Annotated in this window: 20 protein-coding genes; 13 read left to right on the plus strand and 7 right to left on the minus strand. The window is 70.4% G+C overall.

What is annotated here, in order from left to right:
* Positions 1-62 precede the first annotated feature (62 nt).
* On the plus strand, positions 63-647 hold the full coding sequence (locus ACIRVK_RS21865; protein ID WP_404249447.1) for a hypothetical protein: 585 nt from the start codon (positions 63-65) through the stop codon (positions 645-647).
* Here ACIRVK_RS21865 and ACIRVK_RS21870 read toward each other — a convergent pair.
* The 6 genes from ACIRVK_RS21870 to rhaI all read right to left on the minus strand — a co-directional run bounded on the left by ACIRVK_RS21870 (position 638) and on the right by rhaI (position 8,347).
* On the minus strand, positions 638-1,306 hold the full coding sequence (locus tag ACIRVK_RS21870; protein ID WP_404249449.1) for a lactate utilization protein C: 669 nt from the start codon (positions 1,304-1,306) through the stop codon (positions 638-640). The genes ACIRVK_RS21865 and ACIRVK_RS21870 overlap by 10 nt on opposite strands.
* Positions 1,303-2,781 (minus strand): LutB/LldF family L-lactate oxidation iron-sulfur protein, encoded by a 1,479-nt coding sequence (locus ACIRVK_RS21875; protein ID WP_404249451.1) that lies wholly within the window; start codon positions 2,779-2,781, stop codon positions 1,303-1,305. The genes ACIRVK_RS21870 and ACIRVK_RS21875 overlap by 4 nt, the downstream gene beginning before the upstream one ends.
* On the minus strand, positions 2,778-3,533 hold the full coding sequence (locus ACIRVK_RS21880) for a (Fe-S)-binding protein (protein ID WP_404249453.1): 756 nt from the start codon (positions 3,531-3,533) through the stop codon (positions 2,778-2,780). Before ACIRVK_RS21880 ends, ACIRVK_RS21875 begins: the two co-directional genes overlap by 4 nt.
* Positions 3,534-3,605: 72 nt before the next feature.
* On the minus strand, positions 3,606-5,054 hold the full coding sequence (locus ACIRVK_RS21885) for a rhamnulokinase family protein (protein ID WP_404249455.1): 1,449 nt from the start codon (positions 5,052-5,054) through the stop codon (positions 3,606-3,608).
* Positions 5,051-7,090, minus strand: coding sequence for a bifunctional aldolase/short-chain dehydrogenase (locus ACIRVK_RS21890; protein ID WP_404249457.1), 2,040 nt, complete (start codon positions 7,088-7,090; stop codon positions 5,051-5,053). Before ACIRVK_RS21890 ends, ACIRVK_RS21885 begins: the two co-directional genes overlap by 4 nt.
* Positions 7,091-7,186: 96 nt before the next feature.
* Entirely contained in the window at positions 7,187-8,347 is a 1,161-nt protein-coding gene (gene rhaI, locus ACIRVK_RS21895; RefSeq protein ID WP_404249459.1) for an L-rhamnose isomerase, read from the minus strand.
* Between the two features lie 283 nt (positions 8,348-8,630).
* Here rhaI and ACIRVK_RS21900 point away from each other — a divergent pair, with 283 nt between their 5' ends.
* The 12 genes from ACIRVK_RS21900 (at position 8,631) to ACIRVK_RS21955 (ending at position 20,818) form a co-directional block, all read left to right on the plus strand.
* Positions 8,631-10,148: a sugar ABC transporter ATP-binding protein gene (locus ACIRVK_RS21900; RefSeq protein WP_404249461.1), complete on the plus strand. Its 1,518-nt coding sequence runs from the start codon at positions 8,631-8,633 to the stop codon at positions 10,146-10,148.
* Complete coding sequence (locus ACIRVK_RS21905; protein WP_404249463.1) at positions 10,145-11,212, plus strand: ABC transporter permease; 1,068 nt, start codon at positions 10,145-10,147, stop codon at positions 11,210-11,212. The genes ACIRVK_RS21900 and ACIRVK_RS21905 overlap by 4 nt, the downstream gene beginning before the upstream one ends.
* Positions 11,205-12,179, plus strand: a complete 975-nt coding sequence (locus tag ACIRVK_RS21910; RefSeq protein ID WP_404249465.1) for an ABC transporter permease — start codon at positions 11,205-11,207, stop codon at positions 12,177-12,179. The genes ACIRVK_RS21905 and ACIRVK_RS21910 overlap by 8 nt, the downstream gene beginning before the upstream one ends.
* A 125-nt stretch (positions 12,180-12,304) precedes the next feature.
* Entirely contained in the window at positions 12,305-13,384 is a 1,080-nt protein-coding gene (rhaS, locus tag ACIRVK_RS21915) for a rhamnose ABC transporter substrate-binding protein (RefSeq protein ID WP_404249467.1), read from the plus strand.
* Between the two features lie 17 nt (positions 13,385-13,401).
* Positions 13,402-13,722 (plus strand): L-rhamnose mutarotase, encoded by a 321-nt coding sequence (locus tag ACIRVK_RS21920; protein ID WP_358599061.1) that lies wholly within the window; start codon positions 13,402-13,404, stop codon positions 13,720-13,722.
* A 43-nt stretch (positions 13,723-13,765) separates the two neighbouring features.
* Positions 13,766-15,178 carry a BNR repeat-containing protein gene (locus tag ACIRVK_RS21925; RefSeq protein ID WP_404249469.1) on the plus strand — a complete coding sequence of 471 codons (1,413 nt, stop codon included), beginning with the start codon at positions 13,766-13,768 and terminating at the stop codon, positions 15,176-15,178.
* An 82-nt stretch (positions 15,179-15,260) separates the two neighbouring features.
* Positions 15,261-16,289, plus strand: a complete 1,029-nt coding sequence (locus ACIRVK_RS21930; RefSeq protein WP_404249470.1) for a LacI family DNA-binding transcriptional regulator — start codon at positions 15,261-15,263, stop codon at positions 16,287-16,289.
* A gap of 101 nt (positions 16,290-16,390) precedes the next feature.
* On the plus strand, positions 16,391-17,692 hold the full coding sequence (locus ACIRVK_RS21935) for an alpha/beta fold hydrolase (RefSeq protein WP_404249472.1): 1,302 nt from the start codon (positions 16,391-16,393) through the stop codon (positions 17,690-17,692).
* 102 nt (positions 17,693-17,794) lie between these two features.
* Positions 17,795-18,430 carry an FxLYD domain-containing protein gene (locus ACIRVK_RS21940; RefSeq protein ID WP_404249474.1) on the plus strand — a complete coding sequence of 212 codons (636 nt, stop codon included), beginning with the start codon at positions 17,795-17,797 and terminating at the stop codon, positions 18,428-18,430.
* A gap of 95 nt (positions 18,431-18,525) precedes the next feature.
* Entirely contained in the window at positions 18,526-19,416 is an 891-nt protein-coding gene (gene sigJ, locus ACIRVK_RS21945) for an RNA polymerase sigma factor SigJ (RefSeq protein ID WP_404249475.1), read from the plus strand.
* Positions 19,417-19,497: 81 nt separating this feature from the next.
* Positions 19,498-19,977, plus strand: a complete 480-nt coding sequence (locus ACIRVK_RS21950; RefSeq protein WP_404249477.1) for a GIY-YIG nuclease family protein — start codon at positions 19,498-19,500, stop codon at positions 19,975-19,977.
* Positions 19,978-19,987: 10 nt separating this feature from the next.
* Positions 19,988-20,818, plus strand: coding sequence for a pentapeptide repeat-containing protein (locus ACIRVK_RS21955; protein ID WP_404249479.1), 831 nt, complete (start codon positions 19,988-19,990; stop codon positions 20,816-20,818).
* Here the strand turns inward: ACIRVK_RS21955 and ACIRVK_RS21960 are convergent.
* Entirely contained in the window at positions 20,780-22,285 is a 1,506-nt protein-coding gene (locus tag ACIRVK_RS21960) for a cytochrome P450 (RefSeq protein ID WP_404249481.1), read from the minus strand. The two genes, ACIRVK_RS21955 and ACIRVK_RS21960, sit on opposite strands and share 39 nt — an antisense overlap.
* Positions 22,286-22,391 lie beyond the last annotated feature (106 nt).

Here is a 22,391-nt window from a genome sequence, read left to right on the forward strand (position 1 = left end):
CAGGCCTCGATCCCGTCCACGGCCCACACGGCGTTGTCAGTGGCGGGCGCTACCTTCCGGACATGGGTATCTATCTGGTCAGCGTCGGTGCACGGGAATGGCTCGACGGCGACGAGGCCGAGGACGAGGGCGGCCGCGGAGCCGTCGCCTCGGCGCTCAACGAGGAGTTGGAGCGGCGGGGGCTCCCGCGCTACGAGCCCGTCGCGGAGGAGGAACCGGGCGGCTGGTTCGAGGAGAAGCTCAGCCCTCCCATGGACGGGTTCGCCGAGCTGTGCCGCACCCACCTGACACCGCCGGAGCAGGAGACGCTCGGTGAGTGGTCGGTACTGGTACCGGTGTCGCTGGACGAGGAGATACACCTGCCCATCGGCTCCGCCTACACCGACACCACCGTGATCGCGGGGGCGCCGCAGGTCCTCGCCCTGGCCCGGCGGCTGGCGGACGTCATCGGGCTGCCGTCGGAGGTGCCGCAGGAGCCCGGCAACCTCGGCCTGACCTTCTGGTTCCTCGAAGGCGAGGCGAAGGAACTGGCCGCGGTCAGTCCAGGTCCGTGGAGCGAGGACCTGGACACCGCGTTCTACGTCGCCGTCCACCTGCGTGCCGCCGAGCACTCACTGCGCCGGGGCTGCCCGATGACCTACAGCTGACGCTGTCCATCGGCCTCCGCGCTCACCAGCACGACCTCCAGGGTGCGCGGTCCGTGTACCCCCTCGACCCGGTCCAGCTCGATGTCACTGGTGGCCGACGGGCCGGAGATCCACGTCAACGGACGCGCCGCATCCAGGCGTTCGAGGGCCTGCGGCACGGAGGAGACGACCTGCTCCGGCACCCGTACGACGCAGATGTGGTGATCGGGGATCAGGGTGATACGGCGACGACCCTGGTCGGGGGAGCCGTCGAGGACGATGGTGCCGGTCTCGGCGACGGCGAGCGCGCAGCCGGTGACCACGCTCTCGACCTTGTCCAGCTCATGCGGGGTGCTCACGGCACGGTCCTGAACGCGCGTGGGGTCGGCGGCCGACATCCACTCAGGCGGGAGTCCCGGGGGCACGAGCACGGACTGGGACCCACGCTGGGCGAGCAGCCGCATGATCAGGTACGGCAACTCCTCCTGGTCCGTGCGGTGCACGATCGCCCTGTAGTCCGCCAGATTCTCCGCCAGCAGATCCACCGTCTGCTCGACACCGCGCTCACCGTGCTCGCGCAGATAGTCCCGGGCGACCGCCTCCCCGTACGGCGTCTCGTCCTGCCCCACGTCCGCCAGTGCGCGCCGCACCCGGCCCAGGATCCTGTCCCTGCTGCTCACTTGGCGCCGTCCTTTCCACCGTTGGTGCGCTGCCACCAGTCCCGGAACGGTTCCGCCGGTACCGTCGGCAGATCCCGGCTGCCGCTCCACGCCTTGCCCGGTCCGGGAAGGGTCCGCGGATGCAGCCGGCGAGTACGGGAGGCGAGGCGCTGGCCGCCGCGCAGGGCGCCGGGGTGGCTGAACGCCCAGCGGGCCGCCCGCATCGCCGCCCGCTCGGCGGCGTGCCCCTTCGCCGGCTTGAGCACCACCTTGTTGCCCTCCCGCGTCACCGGCCCGCCCTCGACGACCCGCTCCCGCAGATGCACCAGCACCTCCGGGATGTCGATCGCGACCGGGCACACCTCGTAGCAGGCGCCGCACAGCGACGACGCGTACGGCAGGGAGGCGTCGATCTCGCTCGCCGTACCCCGGAGTTGGGGGCTGAGGATGGCGCCGATCGGGCCCGGGTAGACCGAGCCGTAGGCGTGGCCGCCGGCCCGCTCGTACACCGGGCAGACGTTGAGGCAGGCCGAGCAGCGGATGCAGCGCAGCGCCTGGCGGCCGACCTCGTCGGCGAGGGTGTCGGTGCGGCCGTTGTCGAGAAGGACCAGGTGGAAGTTCCGCGGCCCGTCCTCGTCCGTCGTACCGGTCCACATGCTCGTGTACGGGTTCATGCGCTCGGCCGTCGAGGAGCGCGGGAGGGTCTGCAGGAACACCTCCAGGTCCTGCCAGGTGGGCAGGATCTTCTCGATGCCGACGACCGAGATCAGCGTCTCGGGCAGGGTCACGCACATCCGCCCGTTGCCCTCGGACTCGACGACCACCAGAGTGCCGGTCTCGGCGATCATGAAGTTGGCGCCGGAGATGCCGACCTTGGCGCGCAGGAACTTCTCCCGCAGGTGGAGCCGGGCGGCCTCGGCGAGTTCGGCGGGCGTGTCGGTCAGGCCATCCGGGGCCGGTCGGCCCCACTCGCTCATCTCGCTCGCGAAGATGTCCCGGATCTCACCCCGGTTGCGGTGGATGGCGGGGACCAGGATGTGCGACGGCCGGTCCTTGCCCAACTGGACGATCAGCTCGGCGAGATCGGTCTCGTAGGCCCGGATGCCCTCGGCCTCCAGGGCTTCGTTGAGCCCGATCTCCTGCGTGGCCATCGACTTGACCTTGACGACCTCCGACTCGCCGGTCTCCTTGACCAGCCGGGCCACGATCCGGTTGGCCTCCTCGGCGTCGGCGGCCCAGTGCACCGTGCCGCCCGCCGCCGTGACCGACCCCTCCAACTGCACCAGATAGCGGTCCAGATGCCGCAGCGTATGGTCCTTGATCCGCTTCCCGGCCTCCCGCAGGAGCGCCCAGTCGGAGACCTCCGCGACCGCCTTCGCCCGCTTGGCGCGGATGGTGTGGGTGGCGTGGCGCAGATTCCCGCGCAGGGTCTGGTTGCCGACGGCTTCGTGCGCGGCCTTGGGAAAGGCCGGCATTCCCACGAACGTCCCGCTCATACGGCCGGCTCCCCTTCCGTGCTCGCCAGGATCTCCGCGATGTGCACCGGCCGCATCCCCACCTCGAGCCGCGCCATCGTGCCCCCGATGTGCATCAGACAGGAGTTGTCGGCCGCGCACAGCACCTCCGCGCCGGTCGACTCGGCGTTACGCACCTTGTCCGTGCCCATTGCCGCCGAGACGTCGGAGTTCTTCAGCGCGAAGGTCCCGCCGAAACCGCAGCACTCCTCGGCACCCGGCAGTTCGACGAGCTCCAGCCCCTTCACCGCCTGGAGCAGCCGCCGGGGCCGGTCGCCCAGCCCCAGGCCGCGCAGCCCGTGACAGGTCGGGTGGTAGGTCACCTTGTGCGGGTAGTACGCCCCGACGTCCGTCACCCCCAACACGTCCACCAGGAACTCCGTCAGCTCGTACGTCTTCGGCACAACAGGTGCCAGCGTGGCGGCGAGAGAGTCGCCGCGCCCCTCGGCCCGCGCCCGCTCACCCATCCGCGGATACAGCTCCCGCACCATCGCCCCGCACGACCCGGACGGCGTGACGATCGCCTCGTACTCCCCGAAGACATCGGAGAAATGTCGGGCGAGGGGCTCGGCCTCGTGCCGGTATCCGGTGTTGTAGTGCGCCTGCCCGCAGCAGGTCTGGGCCATCGGGAAGTCGACGTGGACGCCCAGCCTGGTCAGCAGTTTCACCACGGCGCGCCCGGTGTCCGGATACAGCGTGTCGTTGACGCAGGTCAGGAACAGGGCGACACGCATCGCGGCTCCTTGTGAATCGATCATCGGATGAGTGCAGGGTAGTCGGCCACGGGGTCCGAGGGGAGACCCCTTTCACCGTCCGGCGAGCCGGGCCTGCGCCTCCCGCCACGGCGCCGTGTCACCCCGCGGCTCGTACCGGGTCAAGGGCTGGGTACGGGCGAGCAGCCGCCGTCCGCTCGCGAGATCGCCGACGAGCCCGTGGGCCCGGGCCTGGACCAGCACGTTCCCCAGCGCCGCCGCCTCCGTCGGACCCGCCAGCACGGGCAGTCCGCACGAGTCGGCGGTCAGCTGGCACAACAGCTCGTTCCGGGTGCCGCCCCCCACTACGTGCACGACGTCGACGGGGTGCCCCGCCAGCCGCTGCGCGTCCTCGACGGCCCTGCGGTGGGCGAGGGCGAGCGAGTCGAGGATGCACCGCGTGATCTCGGCGGGCGTCCCGGGAACCGGCTGCCCCGAGCCACGGCACGCCTCAGCGATCCGCTCCGGCATCCGGCCCGGCGCCAGGAACGCCGGGTCCCCCGCGTCCACCACCGACCGCAGCGCCGGCACCTTGGCCGCCTCCGGCAGCAGCCCGCCCAGCTCCGGGTCACCCCAGGCTCGTACGCACTCCTGCAGCAGCCACAACCCCATGATGTTGCGCAGATACCGGACCGTGCCGTCCAGGCCCAGCTCGTTGGTGAAGTTGGCGACCCGGCTCTCCTCGCTCAGCACGGGCGCGTCCAGCTCCAGGCCGGCCAGCGACCAGGTCCCGGTGCAGATGTACGCGAACCTCGCGCCGTCGGCCGGCACGGCGGCGACCGCGGACGCCGTGTCGTGCGAGCCGACCGTCGTCACCGGTACCGGACCCGTGAGCCCGGTCTCCTCCAGTACCTCCGCCCGCAGCACGCCCGCAGCCTCCCCGGGCTGCCGCAGCGGCGCGAACAGACCGAGGTCGATACCCAACCGGGAAGCGACGTCGTACGACCACTCTCGCGTCCGGGGATCGATCAGCTGGGTCGTCGAGGCGTTGGTCAGCTCGGTGCCCTGCTCGCCGGTCAGCCAGTACGACAGCAGATCCGGGATCAGCAACAGCCGCCGGGCAGCCGCCAGTTGGGCGGTATCCCGAGCAGCGACCAATTGGTACAGCGTGTTGAAGGGCGCGTACTGCAACCCGGTCGCCGCGTACAGCTGCTCGGCGGGCACGGTCGCCCACACCTTCTCCGCGATGCCCTCGGTACGAGCGTCCCGGTAGTGCACGGGGTTGCCGAGCAGCGCACCGTCGGCGTCCAGCAGCCCGTGGTCCACGGCCCAGCTGTCGATGCCGACCGAGTCGACCTGCCCTGCCGCCCGCAGCCCGTCCAGCACACCCCCGTACAGCGCGAGGATGTCCCAGCGCAGCCCCTCCGGAACGCGCACCGGCCGGTTCACGAACCGGTGCGCCTCGGACAGCTCCAGGCTGTCGGGGCCGACGCGGCCGACCATGACGCGCCCGCTGGACGCGCCGAGGTCGACCGCGGCGTACGACTTCACGGCGGTGCTCATCGCAGGAAGGCGGCGGCGACGCCGGCGTCGACGGGGACGTGGAGCCCGGTGGTGTGGGTCAACTCCCCGCCGGTCAGCGCGAACACGGCGTTCGCGACGTGCTCGGGCAGCACCTCACGCTTGAGGATGGTCCGCTGCGCGTAGAACTCGCCCAGCTTCTCCTCCGGCACCCCGTACACGGCCGCCCGCTGCGCACCCCAGCCGCCCGCGAAGATCCCCGAGCCGCGCACCACACCGTCCGGGTTGACCCCGTTCACCCGGATGCCGTGCTCACCCAACTCGGCGGCGAGCAACCGTACTTGATGCGCCTGGTCGGCCTTGGTGGCGGAGTAGGCGATGTTGTTGGGCCCGGCGAAGACGGCGTTCTTGGAGGCGATGTAGACGATGTCACCGCCCAGCTCCTGCGCGATCATCACCCGGGCCGCCTCCCGCGACACGAGGAAGGAACCGCGGGCCATGATGTCGTGCTGCAGGTCCCAGTCCTTCGCCGAGGTCTCCAGCAGCGGCTTGGAGATCGAGATCCCGGCGTTGTTGACGACCAGATCGACCCCGCCGAAGGCGAGCACGGCGGCCCGGAACGCCTCCGCGATCTGTTCCTCCGACGTCACGTCGACGGTCACGGCGACGGCCTTGTCGGGGCCGCCCAGCTCCTCGGCGACCTGAGCGGCGTTGTCCGCGTCGAGATCCGCGACCACCACACAGGCACCCTCAGCGACCAGCCGCTCGGCGATCGCCTTCCCGATGCCGCTGCCGGCGCCCGTCACCAGCGCCACCCGGGTCGCCAGCGGCTTCGGCCTCGGCATCCGCTGGAGCTTGGCCTCCTCCAGCGCCCAGTACTCGATGCGGAACTTCTCCGACTCCTCGATCGGCGCGTACGTCGACACCGCCTCGGCCCCGCGCATCACGTTGATGGCGTTGACGTAGAACTCGCCCGCCACCCGCGCGGTCTGCTTGTCCTTGCCGAAGGAGAACATGCCGACACCCGGCACCAGCACGATCGCCGGGTCCGCGCCCCGCATCGCGGGGGAGTCGGGCAGCGCGTGCCGCTGGTAGTAGGCGGCGTACTCCTCGCGGTACCCGGCGTGCAGTTCCTTCAGCCGCGCCACGGCCAACTCCAACGGAGCGGTCGGCGGCAGGTCGAGGACGAGCGGCCGCACCTTCGTACGGAGGAAGTGGTCCGGGCACGAGGTGCCGAGCGCCGCGAGCCGCGGGTGCTCGGCCCGCGCCAGGAACTCCAGCACCACGCCGGAGTCGTCGAAGTGCCCGACCTGCGGCTTGTCCTGGGAGGCGATGGCCCGGACGTACGGCGCGAGGGCCGCCGCGCGTTCTCGACGCACCGAGGGCTCCAGCGCCGCGTACCCGTCGATGAGCGGCCCGAAGGGCTCCGCCTTCCCGCGCTCCGCGAGGAACGCCTCGGCGGTCCGGATGATGTGCAGCGAGTTGCGCTCGCACTCCTCGGAGGTGTCACCCCAGGCGGTGATCCCGTGCCCGCCCAGAACGCACCCGACGGCCTGCGGGTTGGCCTCCTTCACGGCCGCGATGTCCAGCCCCAGCTGGAACCCGGGCCGCCGCCACGGCACCCACACCACACTGTCCCCGAAACACTCGGCGGTCAGCTTCTCCCCGTCCGCGGCACAGGCCAGCGCGATCCCGGAGTCCGGGTGCAGATGGTCGACGTGCGCCGCCTCGACGAGCCCGTGCATGGCCGTGTCGATCGACGGAGCAGCCCCGCCCTTGCCGTGCAGGCAGTAGTCGAAGGCGGCGACCATCTCGTCCTCACGCTCGACGCCGGGGGACACCCCTTTGAGCGCCCGCAACCGATCCAGCCGCAACACGGCGAGCCCGGCCTCGGTGAGCGTCCCGAGGTCACCACCGGACCCCTTGACCCACATCAACTCGACCTCACCACCGGTCACGGGATCGGTGTCGGTCCCCTTGGCCGACGCGTTGCCACCGGCGTAGTTCGTGTTACGGGGATCAGAGCCAAGCCGATGGGACCGCCCCAGCAGAGCGGCGGCTTCGGGATGGGTTGCCATGTGAATCCAGTCCTTCAAAAGATGCGGATGTATGGCGCCCTTTAGGGGCGCGGGGCTGAGTCGATGTGCGGCTCCGCCGCGCGGGCGCGGCCGGCTTTACGCTCCCCAGCCTGCTTGCTGTCCTCCGACCCGCTCCTCGATGATCTTCTGGACCCATCCGGAGCGGCGGTAGGCGGCGATGGGGTCGGGGTCGAGGCCCATGTCGGCACGGACTTCGGCGAGCAGGGGGCGGACGTCGGTGTTGTAGGCGTCCATGAGCACGGCGTTGGCTTCGAGGACGTCTCCCGAGCGTTGGGCGGCCGCCAGCGTGTCCCGGTCGACGAGCAGTGCCTTGGCGGTGGCTTCCTGGACGTTCATGACGGAGCGGATGATCGCGGGGATCTTGGCCTCGATGTTGTGGCACTGGTCCAGCATGAACGCCACATCGGGGGAGAAGCCGCCGCCGCGGATCACCTCGTACATGATCCGGAACAGCTGGAAGGGGTCCGCGGCGCCGACCATGAGGTCGTCGTCGGCGTAGAACCGCGAGTTGAAGTCGAACCCGCCGAGCTTGTTCTCGCGCAGCAGTGTGGCGACGATGAACTCGATGTTGGTCCCGGGTGCGTGGTGCCCGGTGTCGACCACGACCTGCGCCTTCTCGCCCAGCTTCAGGCAGTGGGCGTAGGCGGTGCCCCAGTCGGGGACGTCGGTGGAGTAGAAGGCGGGCTCGAAGAACTTGTACTCCAGCAGCATCCGCTGCCCCGCGCCCAGCCGCCCGTACACCTCGGCGAGTCCTTCGGCGAGCCGGTCCTGCCGCGCACGGATGTCGTCCTGCCCGGGATAGTTCGTGCCGTCGGCGAACCACAGCTTCAGATCCGAGGACCCCGTCGCGTCCATGATGTCGACGCACTCCAGCAGATGGTCCAGCGCCTTGCGCCGCACCTGCGCGTCGGGGTGGCAGATGCTGCCGAGCTTGTAGTCGTCGTCCTGGAACGTGTTCGAGTTGATCGCACCAGGCGAGACACCCAACTCCCGGGCGAACGCGGCGAGTTTCGCGTAGTCCTCCACCTTGTCCCAAGGAATGTGCAGCGCGACCGTCGGCGCGACTCCGGTGAACTCGTGCACTTTGGCCGCGTCCCGCAGTTTCTCCCAGGGATCCCGCGGCACACCGGCCTGGGCGAACACCTTGAACCGGGTCCCCGAGTTCCCGTACGCCCACGACGGCGTCTCGACTGCCTGGGTCTTGAGCGCGGACTTCACCGCGGCGAGCTCGGTCACTTCAGGGCTCCTGTGACGTCGGGTCGGAAAGGCTTCGGTATGAATCGATTCAGCAGGCGAAGCTTAGGCCCGTTGCTCGGGGTGTCAAGCGTTCGCGCACGCCCTGTTTCTCGTGGCCTGACCGTGACCTTTGGCTCTCGAAGGGTTCTCGAAATTTTTTCGGAGCCCACCCATTGACGTGACAAGCTCGCCGCGCCTAACGTCCCGGCAACCAAGTTGAAACCTTTCACGACGCCCGGAAGACCTCCCGAGGACCTCCTGGGGCGTCGTCGAGGAGCCACTCATGACCCACCCGTCCGACCCGGGTCCGGCCCCGGTGCTGGCGCTCGAGGACATCTCGAAGTCCTTCGGCGCCGTGCGTGCCCTGCGGGACGTGTCCCTGGAGTTGTTCCCCGGCGAGGTACACGCCCTCGCCGGCGAGAACGGCGCGGGCAAGTCCACCCTGATCAAGACCCTCGCCGGGGTGCACCGTCCGGACGCCGGCCGGGTGCTGCTCGACGGCGAGCCCGTCGTCTTCCACGGACCCGGCGACGCCCGCGACGCCGGCATCGCCGTCATCTACCAGGAGCCGACGCTCTTTCCCGACCTTTCGATCGCCGAGAACATCTTCATGGGCCGCCAGCCCCGGCGTGCGCTGGGCCGGATCGACCACAAGGCCACGCACACCGCGACACTCGCCCTGATGAAGCGGCTCGGTGTCGAACTCGACCCCGACCGCCCCGCCCGCGGCCTGTCCATCGCGGACCAGCAGATCGTCGAGATCGCCAAGGCGCTCTCCTTCGACGCCCGTGTCCTGATCATGGACGAGCCGACCGCCGCCCTGACCGGGAGCGAGGTCGCCCGGCTCTTCGGTGTCGTGCGCACCCTGCGCGAGCAGGGCGCCGCGGTACTGTTCATCTCGCACCGGCTGGAGGAGATCTTCGAGATCTGCCAGCGGGTCACCACCCTGCGCGACGGCGCCTGGATCTCCAGCGAGCCGATCGCGGGCATGACCGAGGACGACCTGGTCCGCCGCATGGTCGGCCGCGACCTCGACGAGCTGTATCCCAAGCAGGATGTCCAGCCGGGCGAGGTCGCCCTGAGCGTACGACGGCTGACCCGCGAGGGCGTGTTCACCGACGTCTCCTTCGAGGTACGGCACGGCGAGATCGTCGGCCTCGCCGGTCTGGTCGGCGCCGGCCGCACCGAGGTGGCCCGAGCCGTCTTCGGCATCGACCGCTGGGACGCCGGCGAGGTCGAGGTGCAGGGGCGCAGGCTCACCAACGGCGCTCCCTCCACGGCCATGGCCGCGGGCCTCGCCCTGGTCCCCGAGGACCGGCGCGCCCAGGGCCTGGTGATGGACATGTCCATCGAGCGCAACATCGGCCTCACCGGCCTTCGCACCACCGTCAGAGCGGGCCTGGTCGACCGGGGCGCCGAGCGCAGCCGGTCCCTCGACTGGGCGGTCAAGCTCCAGGTGAAGTACGCCCGGATCGCCGATACCGTCAACACCCTGTCCGGCGGCAACCAGCAGAAGGTGGTCCTCGCCAAGTGGCTCGCCACCGGCCCCAGGGTGCTGATCGTCGACGAGCCCACCCGGGGCATCGACGTCGGCACCAAGGCCGAGGTGCACCGGCTGCTCAGCCAGCTGGCCGCCGACGGTGTGGCCGTCCTGATGATCTCCTCCGACCTGCCCGAGATCCTCGGCATGGCCGACCGCGTGCTCGTCATGCACGAGGGCCGCCTGACCGCCGAGATCCCACGCGCCGAAGCCACCGAGGAAACCGTGATGGCCGCAGCCACCGGGAGGGCCGCCGCATGACGGTGACCACTCCCGACGAAACCCCCGTCGCCGAGGTGCCCAGGTCCAGCGGCACCCGGCTCGTCGACCGCGTCTTCAAGATGCGTGAACTCGCCATCCTGGTCGTCTTCCTGGTGATGATCGCCGTCACTCAGCTCGGCAACAGCGACTTTCTGTCCGAGCAGGGCATCAAGGACCTGCTGCTGAACGCGACCATCCTGGTGCTGGTGGCCACCGGCCAGTCCCTGGTGGTGATCACGAGGAACGTCGACCTCTCCGTCGGCTCCACCCTCGGCATCGCCGCCTTCGCCGCCGGCGACTACCTGCACGGCGGCGGGAACGCGCTCGTCGCCATCCTGCTGGCGGTGCTGCTGGGCGTCGGCTTCGGCCTGCTGAACGGCCTGCTCGTGAGCCTCGGCCAGGTGCCCGCGCTGGTGGTGACCCTCGGCACGCTGTACATCATCCGCGGCATCGACTCGATCTGGGTGGGCTCCCGCCAGATCACGGCGGCCGACCTGCCGGGCGGCTTCGTGGACTTCGGTTCCGGCGGCGTCTCCGCGGTGCCGTACCTGGCGCTGATCGCGCTCGCGGTGCTGGTGGCGACGGCGTACTACCTGAAGAACTTCGGCGGCGGGCGCGAGTCGTACGCGCTCGGCTCCAACCCGGAGGCAGCGCGGCTGGCCGGCATCCCGGTCCGCAAGCGGATCCTCGCCGCGTACACCTTCTGCGGCGGTCTCGCCGGACTCGCCGGCGCGATGTACCTGGCCCGGTTCGGCAACGTCGACTCCGGGACCGGCAACGGCTACGAACTCACCGTCGTCAGCGCGGTCGTGGTCGGCGGCGTCGTCTTCACCGGCGGCTCCGGAAGCGTGTACGGGGCCGCGCTGGGCGCCCTGTTGCTGACCTCCATCAACAGTGTGCTGCCCGCCCTCGGCGTCAGCTCCGTGTGGGTGCTCGCCATCAACGGCGTCCTGCTCATCCTCGCCATCTCGGTCGACCGGATCGTCGCGCTGCGCGTGGCCTTTGCACTCAAGAAGACGGCCGCGAAGAAGACGGCCCTGCAGAAGGGGAACGCCCATGCCTGAGTCCCTGACGCGAGCGGTCCGCTGGGACACGGTCGTCGGCGCGCTCCTGGTCGTCCTGTTGCTGCTGTCGTTCGGCACGGTCGACGGTTTCGGGAACGCCCTGAACCTGTCCTTCCTCATCGGCAACACCCTGCCGATCGCACTGATCGCCCTGCCGATGACCCTGCTGGTCGTCTCCGGTGAGATCGACCTGTCCGTCGCCTCCACGGCCGGTCTGTCCGGCGCGGTGATGGGCAAGCTGTGGAACGACGGCATGGCGATCGAGACGATCATCCCGCTCTGCCTGCTGCTCGGCGTGGTCTGCGGGCTGGTCAACGGCCTGCTGGTGACCCGGCTCGGGCTGCCCTCCCTCGCCGTCACCATCGGCACCCTCGCCGCCTACCGGGGCATCGCACAGATCGTGCTCGGCTCCGACGCGGTCACCGACTTCCCCTCCCAGTACCTGACCTTCGCGGCCGGCCGGGTCGGAAACTCGTTCCTCCCGCAGGCCTTCCTGCCCTTCCTGGTGCTGCTCGCCATCGCCGTGGTCGTCCTGCACGCCACGCCGTTCGGGCGGTCGCTGTTCGCCATCGGCGCGAGCGAGGAGGCGGCACGGTTCGCCGGGATCCGGGTCAAGCGGCACAAGCTGATCCTGTTCACGGTGACGGGCCTGATGGCGTCCCTGACCGGGATCTTCTGGGCGCTGCACTACGCCAGTGCGCGCTACGACAACGCCACGGGTCTCGAACTGTCCGTCGTCGCCGCGGTGTTGCTCGGTGGCATCGACTTCGACGGCGGCAAGGGGACGCTGGGCGGTGCGATCGCCGGGGTGTTCCTGCTCGGGGCTCTGCAGAACGTGATGAGCCTGCTCAACGTCTCGGCGCAGTCGCAGATCGTCGTCACCGGTGTGCTGCTGGTGATCTCCGTACTCGGCCCTCGTGTCGCACGGCAGATCTCCGTCGCGAGGGCGGCACGTTCCGCTGGTTAGGCCGGTTGTCAGCTGCGCGCCCGTTGTGGCTGGTCGCGCCCACGCGGCGGAGCCGCACCATGTCTCGCCCCGCGCCCCTGACGGGGCGCGTATCGCTCACCCTCTCATTCAAAGGACTCCAAGCCATGCGCAAGTCATCCCTTCGTCGTGCCTGTGCGGCGCTCGCCGCTGGAACCTCGCTCGCCCTGGCGCTCACCGCCTGTGGTGGGACCACCAAGAACAACTCCAAGAGTGACAGCGCGGCGGCCACCTCGACCGCCAAGGCGGACCCCAACGCCGCGCTGAAGAAGGGGCTGACCGTCGGGTTCCTGCCCAAGCAGGTCAACAACCCGTACTTCACCTCCGCCGACAAGGGCGGCGAGCAGGCGCTGACCGAGCTGGGCGGCAAGTACAAGGAGGTCGGCCCCTCCAGCGCCACGGACACCGCCGGACAGGTCTCCTACGTCAACACGCTCACCCAGCAGCAGGTGAACGCGATGGCCGTCTCCGCGCAGGACCCGGGCGCCCTGTGCACCGCGCTGAAGCAGGCCATGAGCAACGGCATCAAGGTCGTCACCTACGACTCCGACACCAAGCCCGACTGCCGCAACGCCTTCGTCTCGCAGGCCTCCGCCGAGGACCTCGGCCGCACCGAGGTGCAGCTGCTGGCCCAGCAGATCGGCTACAAGGGCGACATCGCGATCCTCTCGGCCGCGCAGACCGCGACCAACCAGAACGTGTGGATCGACTACATGAAGAAGGAGCTGGCGGACCCGAAGTACAAGAACGTCAAGCTGGTCAAGGTCGCCTACGGCAACGACGACGCCCAGCAGTCCTTCCAGCAGACCCAGGGCCTGCTGCAGCAGTACCCGAACCTGAAGGGGATCATCTCCCCGACGACCGTCGGCATCAAGGCCGCCGCTCAGTACCTGTCCGGCTCCAAGTACAAGGGCAAGGTCAAGCTGACCGGGCTCGGCACCCCCAACGACATGCGCAAGTACGTCAAGAACGGCACCGTCGACGCCTTCGAGCTGTGGGACCCGGCGAAGCTCGGCGACCTGGCCGCCCGTACCGCCGTCGCGCTGGCCTCCGGCCAGATCACCGGCAAGGAGGGCGAGACCTTCAAGGCCGGCTCGACCACGTACACCATCGGCAAGGACGGCGTGATCTCCCTCGGCAAGCCGACCGTGTTCGACGCGAAGAACATCGACCAGTTCAACTTCTAGTCCGGGAGCGGTACTTCATGCAGCGCGTCTGTTTCCTCCTCAAGGTCCGCGAGGACCGGCTCGCCGAGTACCGCGAACGCCACGCCGCCGTGTGGCCGGAGATGCTCGAGGCGCTCTCCGCCACCGGCTGGCACAACTACTCCCTCTTCCTGCGCGACGACGGCCTGCTCGTGGGCTACCTGGAGACCGAGGACTTCGCCGCCGCGCAGGCCGGCATGGAGGCCACCGAGGTCAACGCGCGCTGGCAGGCCGAGATGGCACCGTTCTTCGAGTCGCTGGACGGCGCCCGGCCCGACGAGGCCATGAAACCGCTCACCGAAGTGTTCCACCTCGCCTGACCTCCCCCTAGGGGGTCTTTTGAAAGCCCCGCTGGAGCCGCTCATGAAAAGACGCGCCGTGCTGACGACCGCCATACTGGCGGCCGTGGCAACCCCGGGCATCGCACGGGCCGCGGACCCCGGCCCCTCCATCAGCAGGAAGAGCACCACCCAACTCGACTCCCAGGCCGTCTTCTTCGTCTCCTACGACGGGCTGGTCAACAACAACTCGTTCCAGAAGAACGGCCTGCTCACCTACAACGGCTACCAGTACGCCGTCTGGTACACCTCGACCGGCGACGCCATGGTCGGTCGGCGCGCCCTGACCGCGAGCAGTTGGTCGACCGTCACCCTCTCCCACGTCCTGAAGACGAGTGACTCCCACAACGTCATCTCCATGGGTGTGTCCAAGGTCGACGGCCGTCTCCACCTCAACATGGACTCGCACAGCGACGGCTACTTCTACGTGAAGTCGGTCGCCGGGCTGCTGGACGACCCCGGCACCACCGGCTGGACCACGTCGGTCTTCGGCGCCGTCCAGACCTCCCTGGACGGCCTCGCCCTCACCTCGCAGTTCACCTACCCGCAGTTCGTCTCGACCCCCGAGGGCAAGCTGCAGCTCAGCTACCGGACCGGCATCTCCGGCAACGGCCGCAACGCCCTCGCGGAGTACGACGGTTCGAGCTGGACGGCGCTGGGGGAGTGGTCGAGCTCCACGGGCACGTACACCAGCTCCCACGGCTCCTCCACGGCCCGCAACATGTACCTGCACGGCATCGACTACGACGTGAACGGCCGGCTGCACTCCTTCTTCACCTGGCGCGAGCAGAACGCCGCCGTGATGTGCAACAGCGGCGGCATCACCAACCACGACACCGGTTACGTCTACTCGACCGACCGCGGCCGCACCTGGCGCAACGACGCGGGCGCCCTGGTCGCCACGACCGGCACCGCGGACACGGTGGCCGTCACCGACTCCGGCCTGGTCGTCGACTCCCTCAACCCGGACCACTCCCTGATGAACCAGGAGAGCCAGTGGACGGACTCCACCGGCCTCCCGCACGCGATCATCAGCTACGTCCCCGGCCGCTTCGGCCAGTGCACCACGAACTACGTCGCCGACCGCACCGCGGGCGGCCGCGCGTTCCACGTCCGCAAGAACTCCTCCGGCACGTGGACCAAGACCGAGATCCCCGTCGCCCTGAACTCCAGCCAGCGCACCAAGCTGGTCCTGGACAGGTACGACAACGCCTACGCCGTCTTCCCGTTCGGCCGGATCGCCGCCGCGTCGAAGGCGTCCGGGTACACCGACTGGACACTGCTGTACGACGGCGGTGACCTGAACGCCTTCGGCGAGGTCGTCATCGACGAGCTGCGGGTGAAGTACGACAACGTCCTGTCGTTCATGTACCAGGAGAAGTCGAGCGGCACGACCCCGTCGGCGCTGCATGTCGTCGACTTCGCCCTGCCCACGTGACCGGCGCCGATGTGTGGGGCGATGACGGTAATGTGAAGGCCTTCTTCCCGCCGCCCCGCGTTCCTCTGGAGGTCCCTGCCTGATGGCTCAGTCGGTGGGTATCAAGGACGTCGCCCGTGCCGCCGGAGTCTCCGTCGGCACGGTGTCCAACGTCATCAACCGTCCGGACACGGTCGCGACGGAGACCCGGGCACGGGTGCAGTCGGCGATAGACCGGCTCGGTTACGTCCGCAGCGAGTCGGCGCGCCAGCTGCGCGCGGGCCGCAGCCGGATCATGGGGCTGCTCGTCCTCGACATGGGCAACCCGTTCTTCGTGGACGTGGCGCGCGGTGCCGAGCGCGCCGCGCGCGACGCCGGGCTCGGCGTGATGGTCTGCAACAGCGCCCAGAGCGCCGGCGAGGAGGCGGAGTACCTCTCGCTCTTCGCCGAGCAGCGCGTGCGGGGCGTGCTGCTCACCCCCGCCGACGCGACCGGCCGCAACATCGAGACGTTCCGCCGGCACAACATCCCCTTCGTCCTCGTCGACCGGGTGGCCGAGGGCACCACCGAGTGTTCGGTCTCCGTCGACGACGTGGCGGGCGGCGCGCTCGCGGTACGGCATCTGGTCGACGCCGGACACCGTTCGATCGCGTACGTCAGCGGCCCGCCCGGCCTCAACCAGGTCCGCGACCGGCGCACCGGTGCCCTGAACGCCCTCGCCGAGGCGGGTCTCGGCCCGGAGTGCCTGCGCGAGCTGCCCACCGAACGGCTGGACGTGGCCGCGGGCCGCGACGCGGGGGCCCGGCTGCTCGGCCTCGCCGACCGTCCCACCGCCGTCTTCTGCGCCAACGACCTGCTCGCCCTCGGCGTGCTGCAGGCCATGTACGCGGCCGGCATAACGGTCCCCGACGACCTCGCCATCGTCGGCTACGACGACATCGAGTTCGCGGCCGCCGCGGCCGTCCCGCTCACCTCCGTACGGCAGCCCGCCGTCACCATGGGCGCCCTGGCCGCGGAACTGCTGCTGGAGGAGACCGAGGAGCTGGAAGGCGGCGCGAAACGGCACGAGCACCGGCGTGTCGTCCTCCAGCCGGAGCTGGTCGTACGGCGCTCCAGTCTGCCCGCCCGCTGATCGGGCGTTCAGTAGGATTTCATGATCCCAGGGGTCGGCCGGCGGACGAACATGTGGTGAAGTGGGAGGCGACCGGAAGTCCGTCCGTCCCGGGAGACCTGTTGACCGCCACGTACCGCCAGCCCGGCGTCGTCCTCACCGACCGCCACTTCACGGTGCCCCTCGACCACGACTGCCCGGCCGGGGAGAGCATCGAGCTCTACGCCCGTGAGGTCGTCGCCAGCGAGAAGGCACGACAGGAGCTGCCCTGGCTGGTCTACCTCCAAGGCGGTCCCGGCTTCGGGGCGAATCGTTTCGTCGGTAAGCCGGCCTGGCTCGGGCGTGCCCTGAAGGAGTACCGCGTCCTGCTGCTCGACCAGCGCGGCACCGGGCACTCCACGCCCGCCAACCGCCAGACGCTCCCGCTGCGCGGCGGTCCCGCCGAACAGGCCGACTACCTCGCCCACTTCCGCGCGGACGCGATCGTCCGCGACTGCGAGGCCATCCGTCCGCTGGTCACCGGTGGCGCCCCCTGGACCGTCCTCGGCCAGAGCTTCGGCGGCTTCTGCGCGGTCACCTACCTCTCCAGCGCCCCGGAGGGCCTGGCCACCGCCCTGATCACCGGCGGTCTGCCCTCCCTCGACGCCCACGCCGACGACGTCTACCGGGCGGCCTTTCCGCGGATCGAGCGCAAGGTCGCCGCGCACTACGCCCGCTACCCGCAGGACGTCGAGCGCGCCCGTCGCATCGCCGACCACCTGCTCACCCACGACGTGACCCTGCCGAACGGCTACCGCCTCACCGTCGAGGCCTTCCAGTCCCTCGGCATCATCCTCGGCGGCGGCGAGGGCAGCCACCGCCTCCATCACCTCCTCGAACAGGCCTTCGTCCGCACGCCGCTGGGCGCGGCCCTGTCCGACGCCTTCCAGGAGGACGTCCAGGGCCTGCTCTCGTACGCGAGCCACCCCCTCTACGCCCTCGTCCACGAGCCGGTCTACGGACAGGGCGAGCGCCCCACCGCATGGTCGGCCGAACGGGTGCGCGCCGAGTTCCCGCAGTTCGACGCCGCCAAGGCCCTCGCGGGCGACGGCCCGCTGCTGTTCACGGGCGAGTCCGTCCACCCCTGGATGTTCGACTGCGACCCCGCCCTGCGCCCGCTGCGCGAGACGGCCGAACTCCTCGCCGCCCGCACCGACTGGCCGTCCCTCTACGACCCCGCCCGCCTCGCCGCCAACCAGGTCCCGGTCGCGGCGGCCGTCTACCACGACGACATGTACGTCGATACCGGGCACGCGCTGCAGACGGCTCGCGCCGTCCAGGGCCTGCGTACCTGGGTCACCGACGAGTTCGAACACGACGGCGTGCGGGCCGGCGGGCCGCGTGTCCTCGACCGGCTGCTCGCTCTCGCCCGCGACGAGGTGTGACGCCACCGGCGGCAGCTCGGTCACCCGCCTCGTGACGACATGCTCCCTGGATGATTCCGGCATAAGGTCCATTTCGTCGAAGCGTGCGAGAGGGCATCGTTCATGAGGGCAGGGACATTCCGCCCGGTGCGAGGAGCCGGCCGGTACCGGCCGGGCGCCGTCGCGGTGGGCCTGGTCGCGGCGAGCACGATCACCCTGGTGTCGTGCGGCTCCGGCGACAGCGGTTCTGGCCCACCGTCCACCGGACGGCCCACGGCCCCCGACACGGCTTCCTTCTCGGGAACGCCGCCGCCCGCGATGCGGTCCGCGGCGGCGTCGGCCGTGGCCTCGGCCAGGGACTCCGCCTCGGCCGCCGCATCGTCGGCCTCCGCCGCCGCGGCGTCCTTCGAGGCCTCCGTGTCGGCACAGGTCGAGCGCGCCAACATGGACGCGGAGCGGGAACTGAAGGGCGTCAAGGGCCGGGGCAACGCGATCTCCGAAGTCGCGATGACCGGCAAGCCGCGCGCGCAGACCAGTGGACTGCTCGCCGTCGTGGTCACCATCACCAACAGGACCGACAAGAAGGCGTCCTACGCCGTCCAGATCGACTTCCTCGACTCCGCCGGCAAGGTCGTGGAGACCCGCTACGTCGGCGCGGAGAACCTCGCTCCCGGCGAGAAGGCCCAGCCGATCGCCATCAGCCGCAAGCCGCCCCAGCCGGTGCTGACCCCCGAGCTGGCCAAGGCGCAACGCTACTGACCGCTGGAAACGGTGCTGAAAGCGGCCCGGGGGCGTGGTTTGATCGTCGGGCTGTCAGGGTGGCCGGACGGCACGGCGTGCGACGGGGGAGTGGCATGGACGAGAGGCAACTGCTGGCCGACCGGTTCGAGGAGCACCGGGGTCACCTGAAGGCGGTCGCCTACCGCATGCTCGGCTCGCTCGCCGAGGCGGAGGACGCGGTCCAGGAGACCTGGCTCAAGCTGAGCCGCAGCGACGCGGACGGGATCCAGAACCTGGGCGGCTGGCTGACCACCGTGGTCGGGCGGGTCTGCCTCGACATGCTGCGCTCGCGCACCTCGCGCCGAGAGGACCCGATGGACGACACGTTCGTGCCGGATCCGGTGCTCAGGCCGCTGTCGGTGGTCGACCCGGAGCAGGAGGTGCTGCAGGCCGACTCGGTGGGGCTGGCGCTGCTCGTGGTCCTCGAGACGCTGGAGCCGGCCGAGCGGCTGGCCTTCGTCCTGCACGACCTGTTCGCCGTGCCCTTCGACGACATCGCCCCGATCGTGGAGCGGAGTTCGGCGGCCACCCGACAGCTCGCCAGCCGGGCCCGGCGACGCGTCCGGGGCGCCACGCCGTCGGCGGAACCCGACCTGGCGGTGCAGCGGCGGGTCGTCGAGGCGTTCATGGCCGCCGCCCGGGCGGGGGACTTCGAGGCGCTGGTCGCGGTCCTGGACCCCGACGTGGTGCTGCGGGCCGACTCCGGGGCTCTCATCGGGGGCGCCGCCGCGTCGAAGGTGGTGCGCGGTGCCCGGACGGTGGCCGAACAGGCCCTGTTCTTCCGCCAGTTCGCGCCCGCCATGCGGATGGTGCTGGTCAACGGCGAGATCGGGATCCTCAACGCCCCCGAGGGGCGACCGCGCGCGGTCATGGGGGTCACCGTCAGCGAGGGCCGGATCGTCGCCGTGTACATCCTCGCCGACCCCGAGCGGCTCGCCCGGCTCGACCTCGGCGCCCTCGACTGAGCGTCGGGCGACAAACCGCCGGGCCGACTGTCGGACCCCTGTGGGAGCGTGGAGGGCGCGGACGCGAAGGGGGGCCGTGCCATGGGCGACGTCGACGCGCAGTTCCTGCGGGGCCTGTTCGACGAGGAGGGCAGTCTGTACGCCGGAGGCCGTACCGCGCTGTACCGGCTGTACGGCCTCGAGGGGCTGCTGTATGTGGGCATATCCGTCGCGCCCCTGACCCGGGTGCGCACGCACCTGCGCGAGCAGCCCTGGGGGCCGCAGGTCATCGGGATACAGATCCATTACCCGGACGACGCGGAGGCGGCCGAGCGAGAGGTGGTGTGGGCCGAACACCCCAGGTACAACGTGATCTTCAACGGACTGCTCCCGCCCCCGCGCCCGGACCCCGCGTCCCGCCTGAGGACCGAACTCGCCGTCGAGCGGCGCCGGTTGCGGGAGTTCGAGGCCGCCGTACCGGAGTCGTCGACGCATCTGCGGCTCCTCGCGCGCGGGATCACCGCGAAGAGGGCCAGGATCGCGAAGCTGCTCGAACAGATCGATACCCTCGAAGCTCGATAAGATGTGCGATATGCCAGATCAGACCGTGCGCCCCGCCGACCTCCGTGGAGACTGCGAGCGGTGCTTCGGGCTCTGCTGTGTCGCCCTGCCCTTCGCCGCGTCCGCCGACTTCGCGATCGACAAGCGGGCCGGCAAGCCCTGTCCGAACCTCCAGGGAGACCACCGCTGCGGGATCCACGCCACGCTGCGGCAGAAGGGCTTCACCGGGTGCACGGTCTACGACTGCTTCGGCGCCGGACAGAAGGTCTCGCAGGTCACCTTCGGCGGACAGGACTGGCGGACCGGCTCGCGCGAGCACGCCCGGCGGATGTTCGACGTGTTCCCGGTGGTACGGCAGCTGCACGAGCTGCTCTGGTACCTCACCGAGGCGCTCACCCTGCCCGCCGCCCGCCCGCTGCGGGCCGAACTGCGCCAGGTTCTGGAACAGACCGAGGATCTCACCCGGCAAACCCCGGACCAGCTCGCCGCGTTGGACGTCGGCGCGCATCGGCAGGCGGTGAACGTGCTCCTGCTGAAGGCCAGTGAACTGGCGAGGTCAGGGTTCCCGGGCCGTAAGAAGGACCGCCGCGGGGCCGATCTGATGGGCGCCCGCCTCAAGGGAGCCGACCTGCGCGGCGCGAACCTCCGCGGCGCCTACCTCATAGCCGCCGACCTGACCGGCGCCGACCTGCGCGGCGCGGACCTGATCGGCGCCGACCTGCGCGACACCGACCTCACCGACGCCGATCTGACCGGCGCGTTCTTCCTGACCCAGCCCCAGCTCAACGCGGCCCGGGGGAGTGCCGGGACCCGGCTGCCCGACTCAGTCATCCGCCCGGTGCACTGGGCAGCGCGGCGCTGACGGCGCCTCCTCCACGGCCTCCGGCGCGCCGGAGGTGACCGTGCGGCGTTCCAGCCGCAGCCGCAGCCCCTCCGGCATCAGCGTGAGCCGCTCGGTCACCCGCAGCCGGTAGTCGGGGTCGGCCACGAACTCGTAGCGGCGCAGCAGCAGACCGAGGACCAGGGTCGCCTCGTGCAGCGCGAACTGCCGGCCGATGCACGCCCGGGCGCCGGTGCCGAACGGCTTGAAGGTGTGGGGGGGCCGGGACCGTACCGCCTGGGGGTCGAAGCGGTCCGGGTCGAACCGTTCGGCGTCGGCGCCCCAGGCGGCCGGATCGCGGTGGAGCATCGGTGTGAGGACCAGCGCCCAGGCGCCGCGGCGCATCGGGTGCTCCCCGGCCAGCTCGGTGTCCCGGACGGCCTCCCGGGAGAACGCCGGCGCCGTCGGCCACAGCCGCAGCGACTCGTCCAGCACGCGGCGCACATACCGGAGCTTGGCCACCTGGTCGTAGCCGGGCGCCGTTGTCCCGCTCCAGACACGGTCCACCTCCGCGCGGGCGCGGGCGGCGACGTCGGGGTGCCGGGAGAGGTAGTGCAGGGCGAAGGAGAGCGCGCCCGAGGTGGTCTCGTGGCCCGCGACCAGGAAGGTGATCACCTGGCGGCGGACGTTCTCGGGTGACAGACGCTCGCCGGTCTCCGGGTGGGCCGTCTCCAGCATCCGGTCCAGCAGGTCACCGTTCCCGCTCGCCGTGCGCCGGGCGCGGACCAGGTCGTCGACCGTGCGGTTGAGGAGGGCGATGTCCGCCTCGTTGCGCTGCGCGGCACGCCGTATGAGCGCCGGGAAGGGCACCGCGTTGAGCCGTTGGGCGTAGGTGAGCGTGCCCACCATCGCGCTGATGAAGGGGTGCGGCCGGGAGCGCTCGAAGGAACCGAAGTCGTGCCCGAACCCGGTCCGCGCGATGGTCTCCAGGGTCAGCTTGGTCATGTCCCCGGCCACGTCCACTTCCCGGCCCGCCGCCTGCGCGCGGTCCCAGTGGTCCGTCAGCCTCCCGGCCACGTCCAGCATCATCGGGTGGTAGGCCGCCATGGCCTCCCGGTTGAATCCCGGGGCCAGCACGTCGTGCGCCAACTGCCAGTTCGGTTCGTGGTTGTACGCCGTGAACAGCCCGTCCCCGGCGACGGGTCGCAGATTGGCGACCCCGAGGCCGACATGCTTGGCGAACCGCGACTCGTCCGCGAGGTCGGCCACGAGATCGGCGCCCCAGACGAACACGAACTCCCCGTTGAAGGCCTTGCGCCGATAGATCGGCCCCAGCATCCGGGCGTAGCGCATGGAGTCCTGGACCGGCTTGGTCCGGTTGGCGCCGATCACGTCCCCGAGCAGGGGCAGCCGGCGCGGCGGATGCGGGATGCGGTGCAGCTGTGGCCAGCCCTGCTCGGCACTGCGGAATCCGCCGGGCGACGCCTCCCTGGTCGTGGTCCCCGCCATGACGTGATCTCCCTCGATCCAGCGGCAGTGGTGCTCGTTGTACGTGGGTTCAATAGCGCGGCCCAGTCTGATCCGGTTGTTGAACCGGCGTCAAGTAAAGTGCGGG

Origin of the sequence: Streptomyces sp. NPDC101152, assembly GCF_044768275.1 — a bacterium.
Taxonomy (GTDB): Bacteria; Actinomycetota; Actinomycetes; order Streptomycetales; family Streptomycetaceae; genus Streptomyces.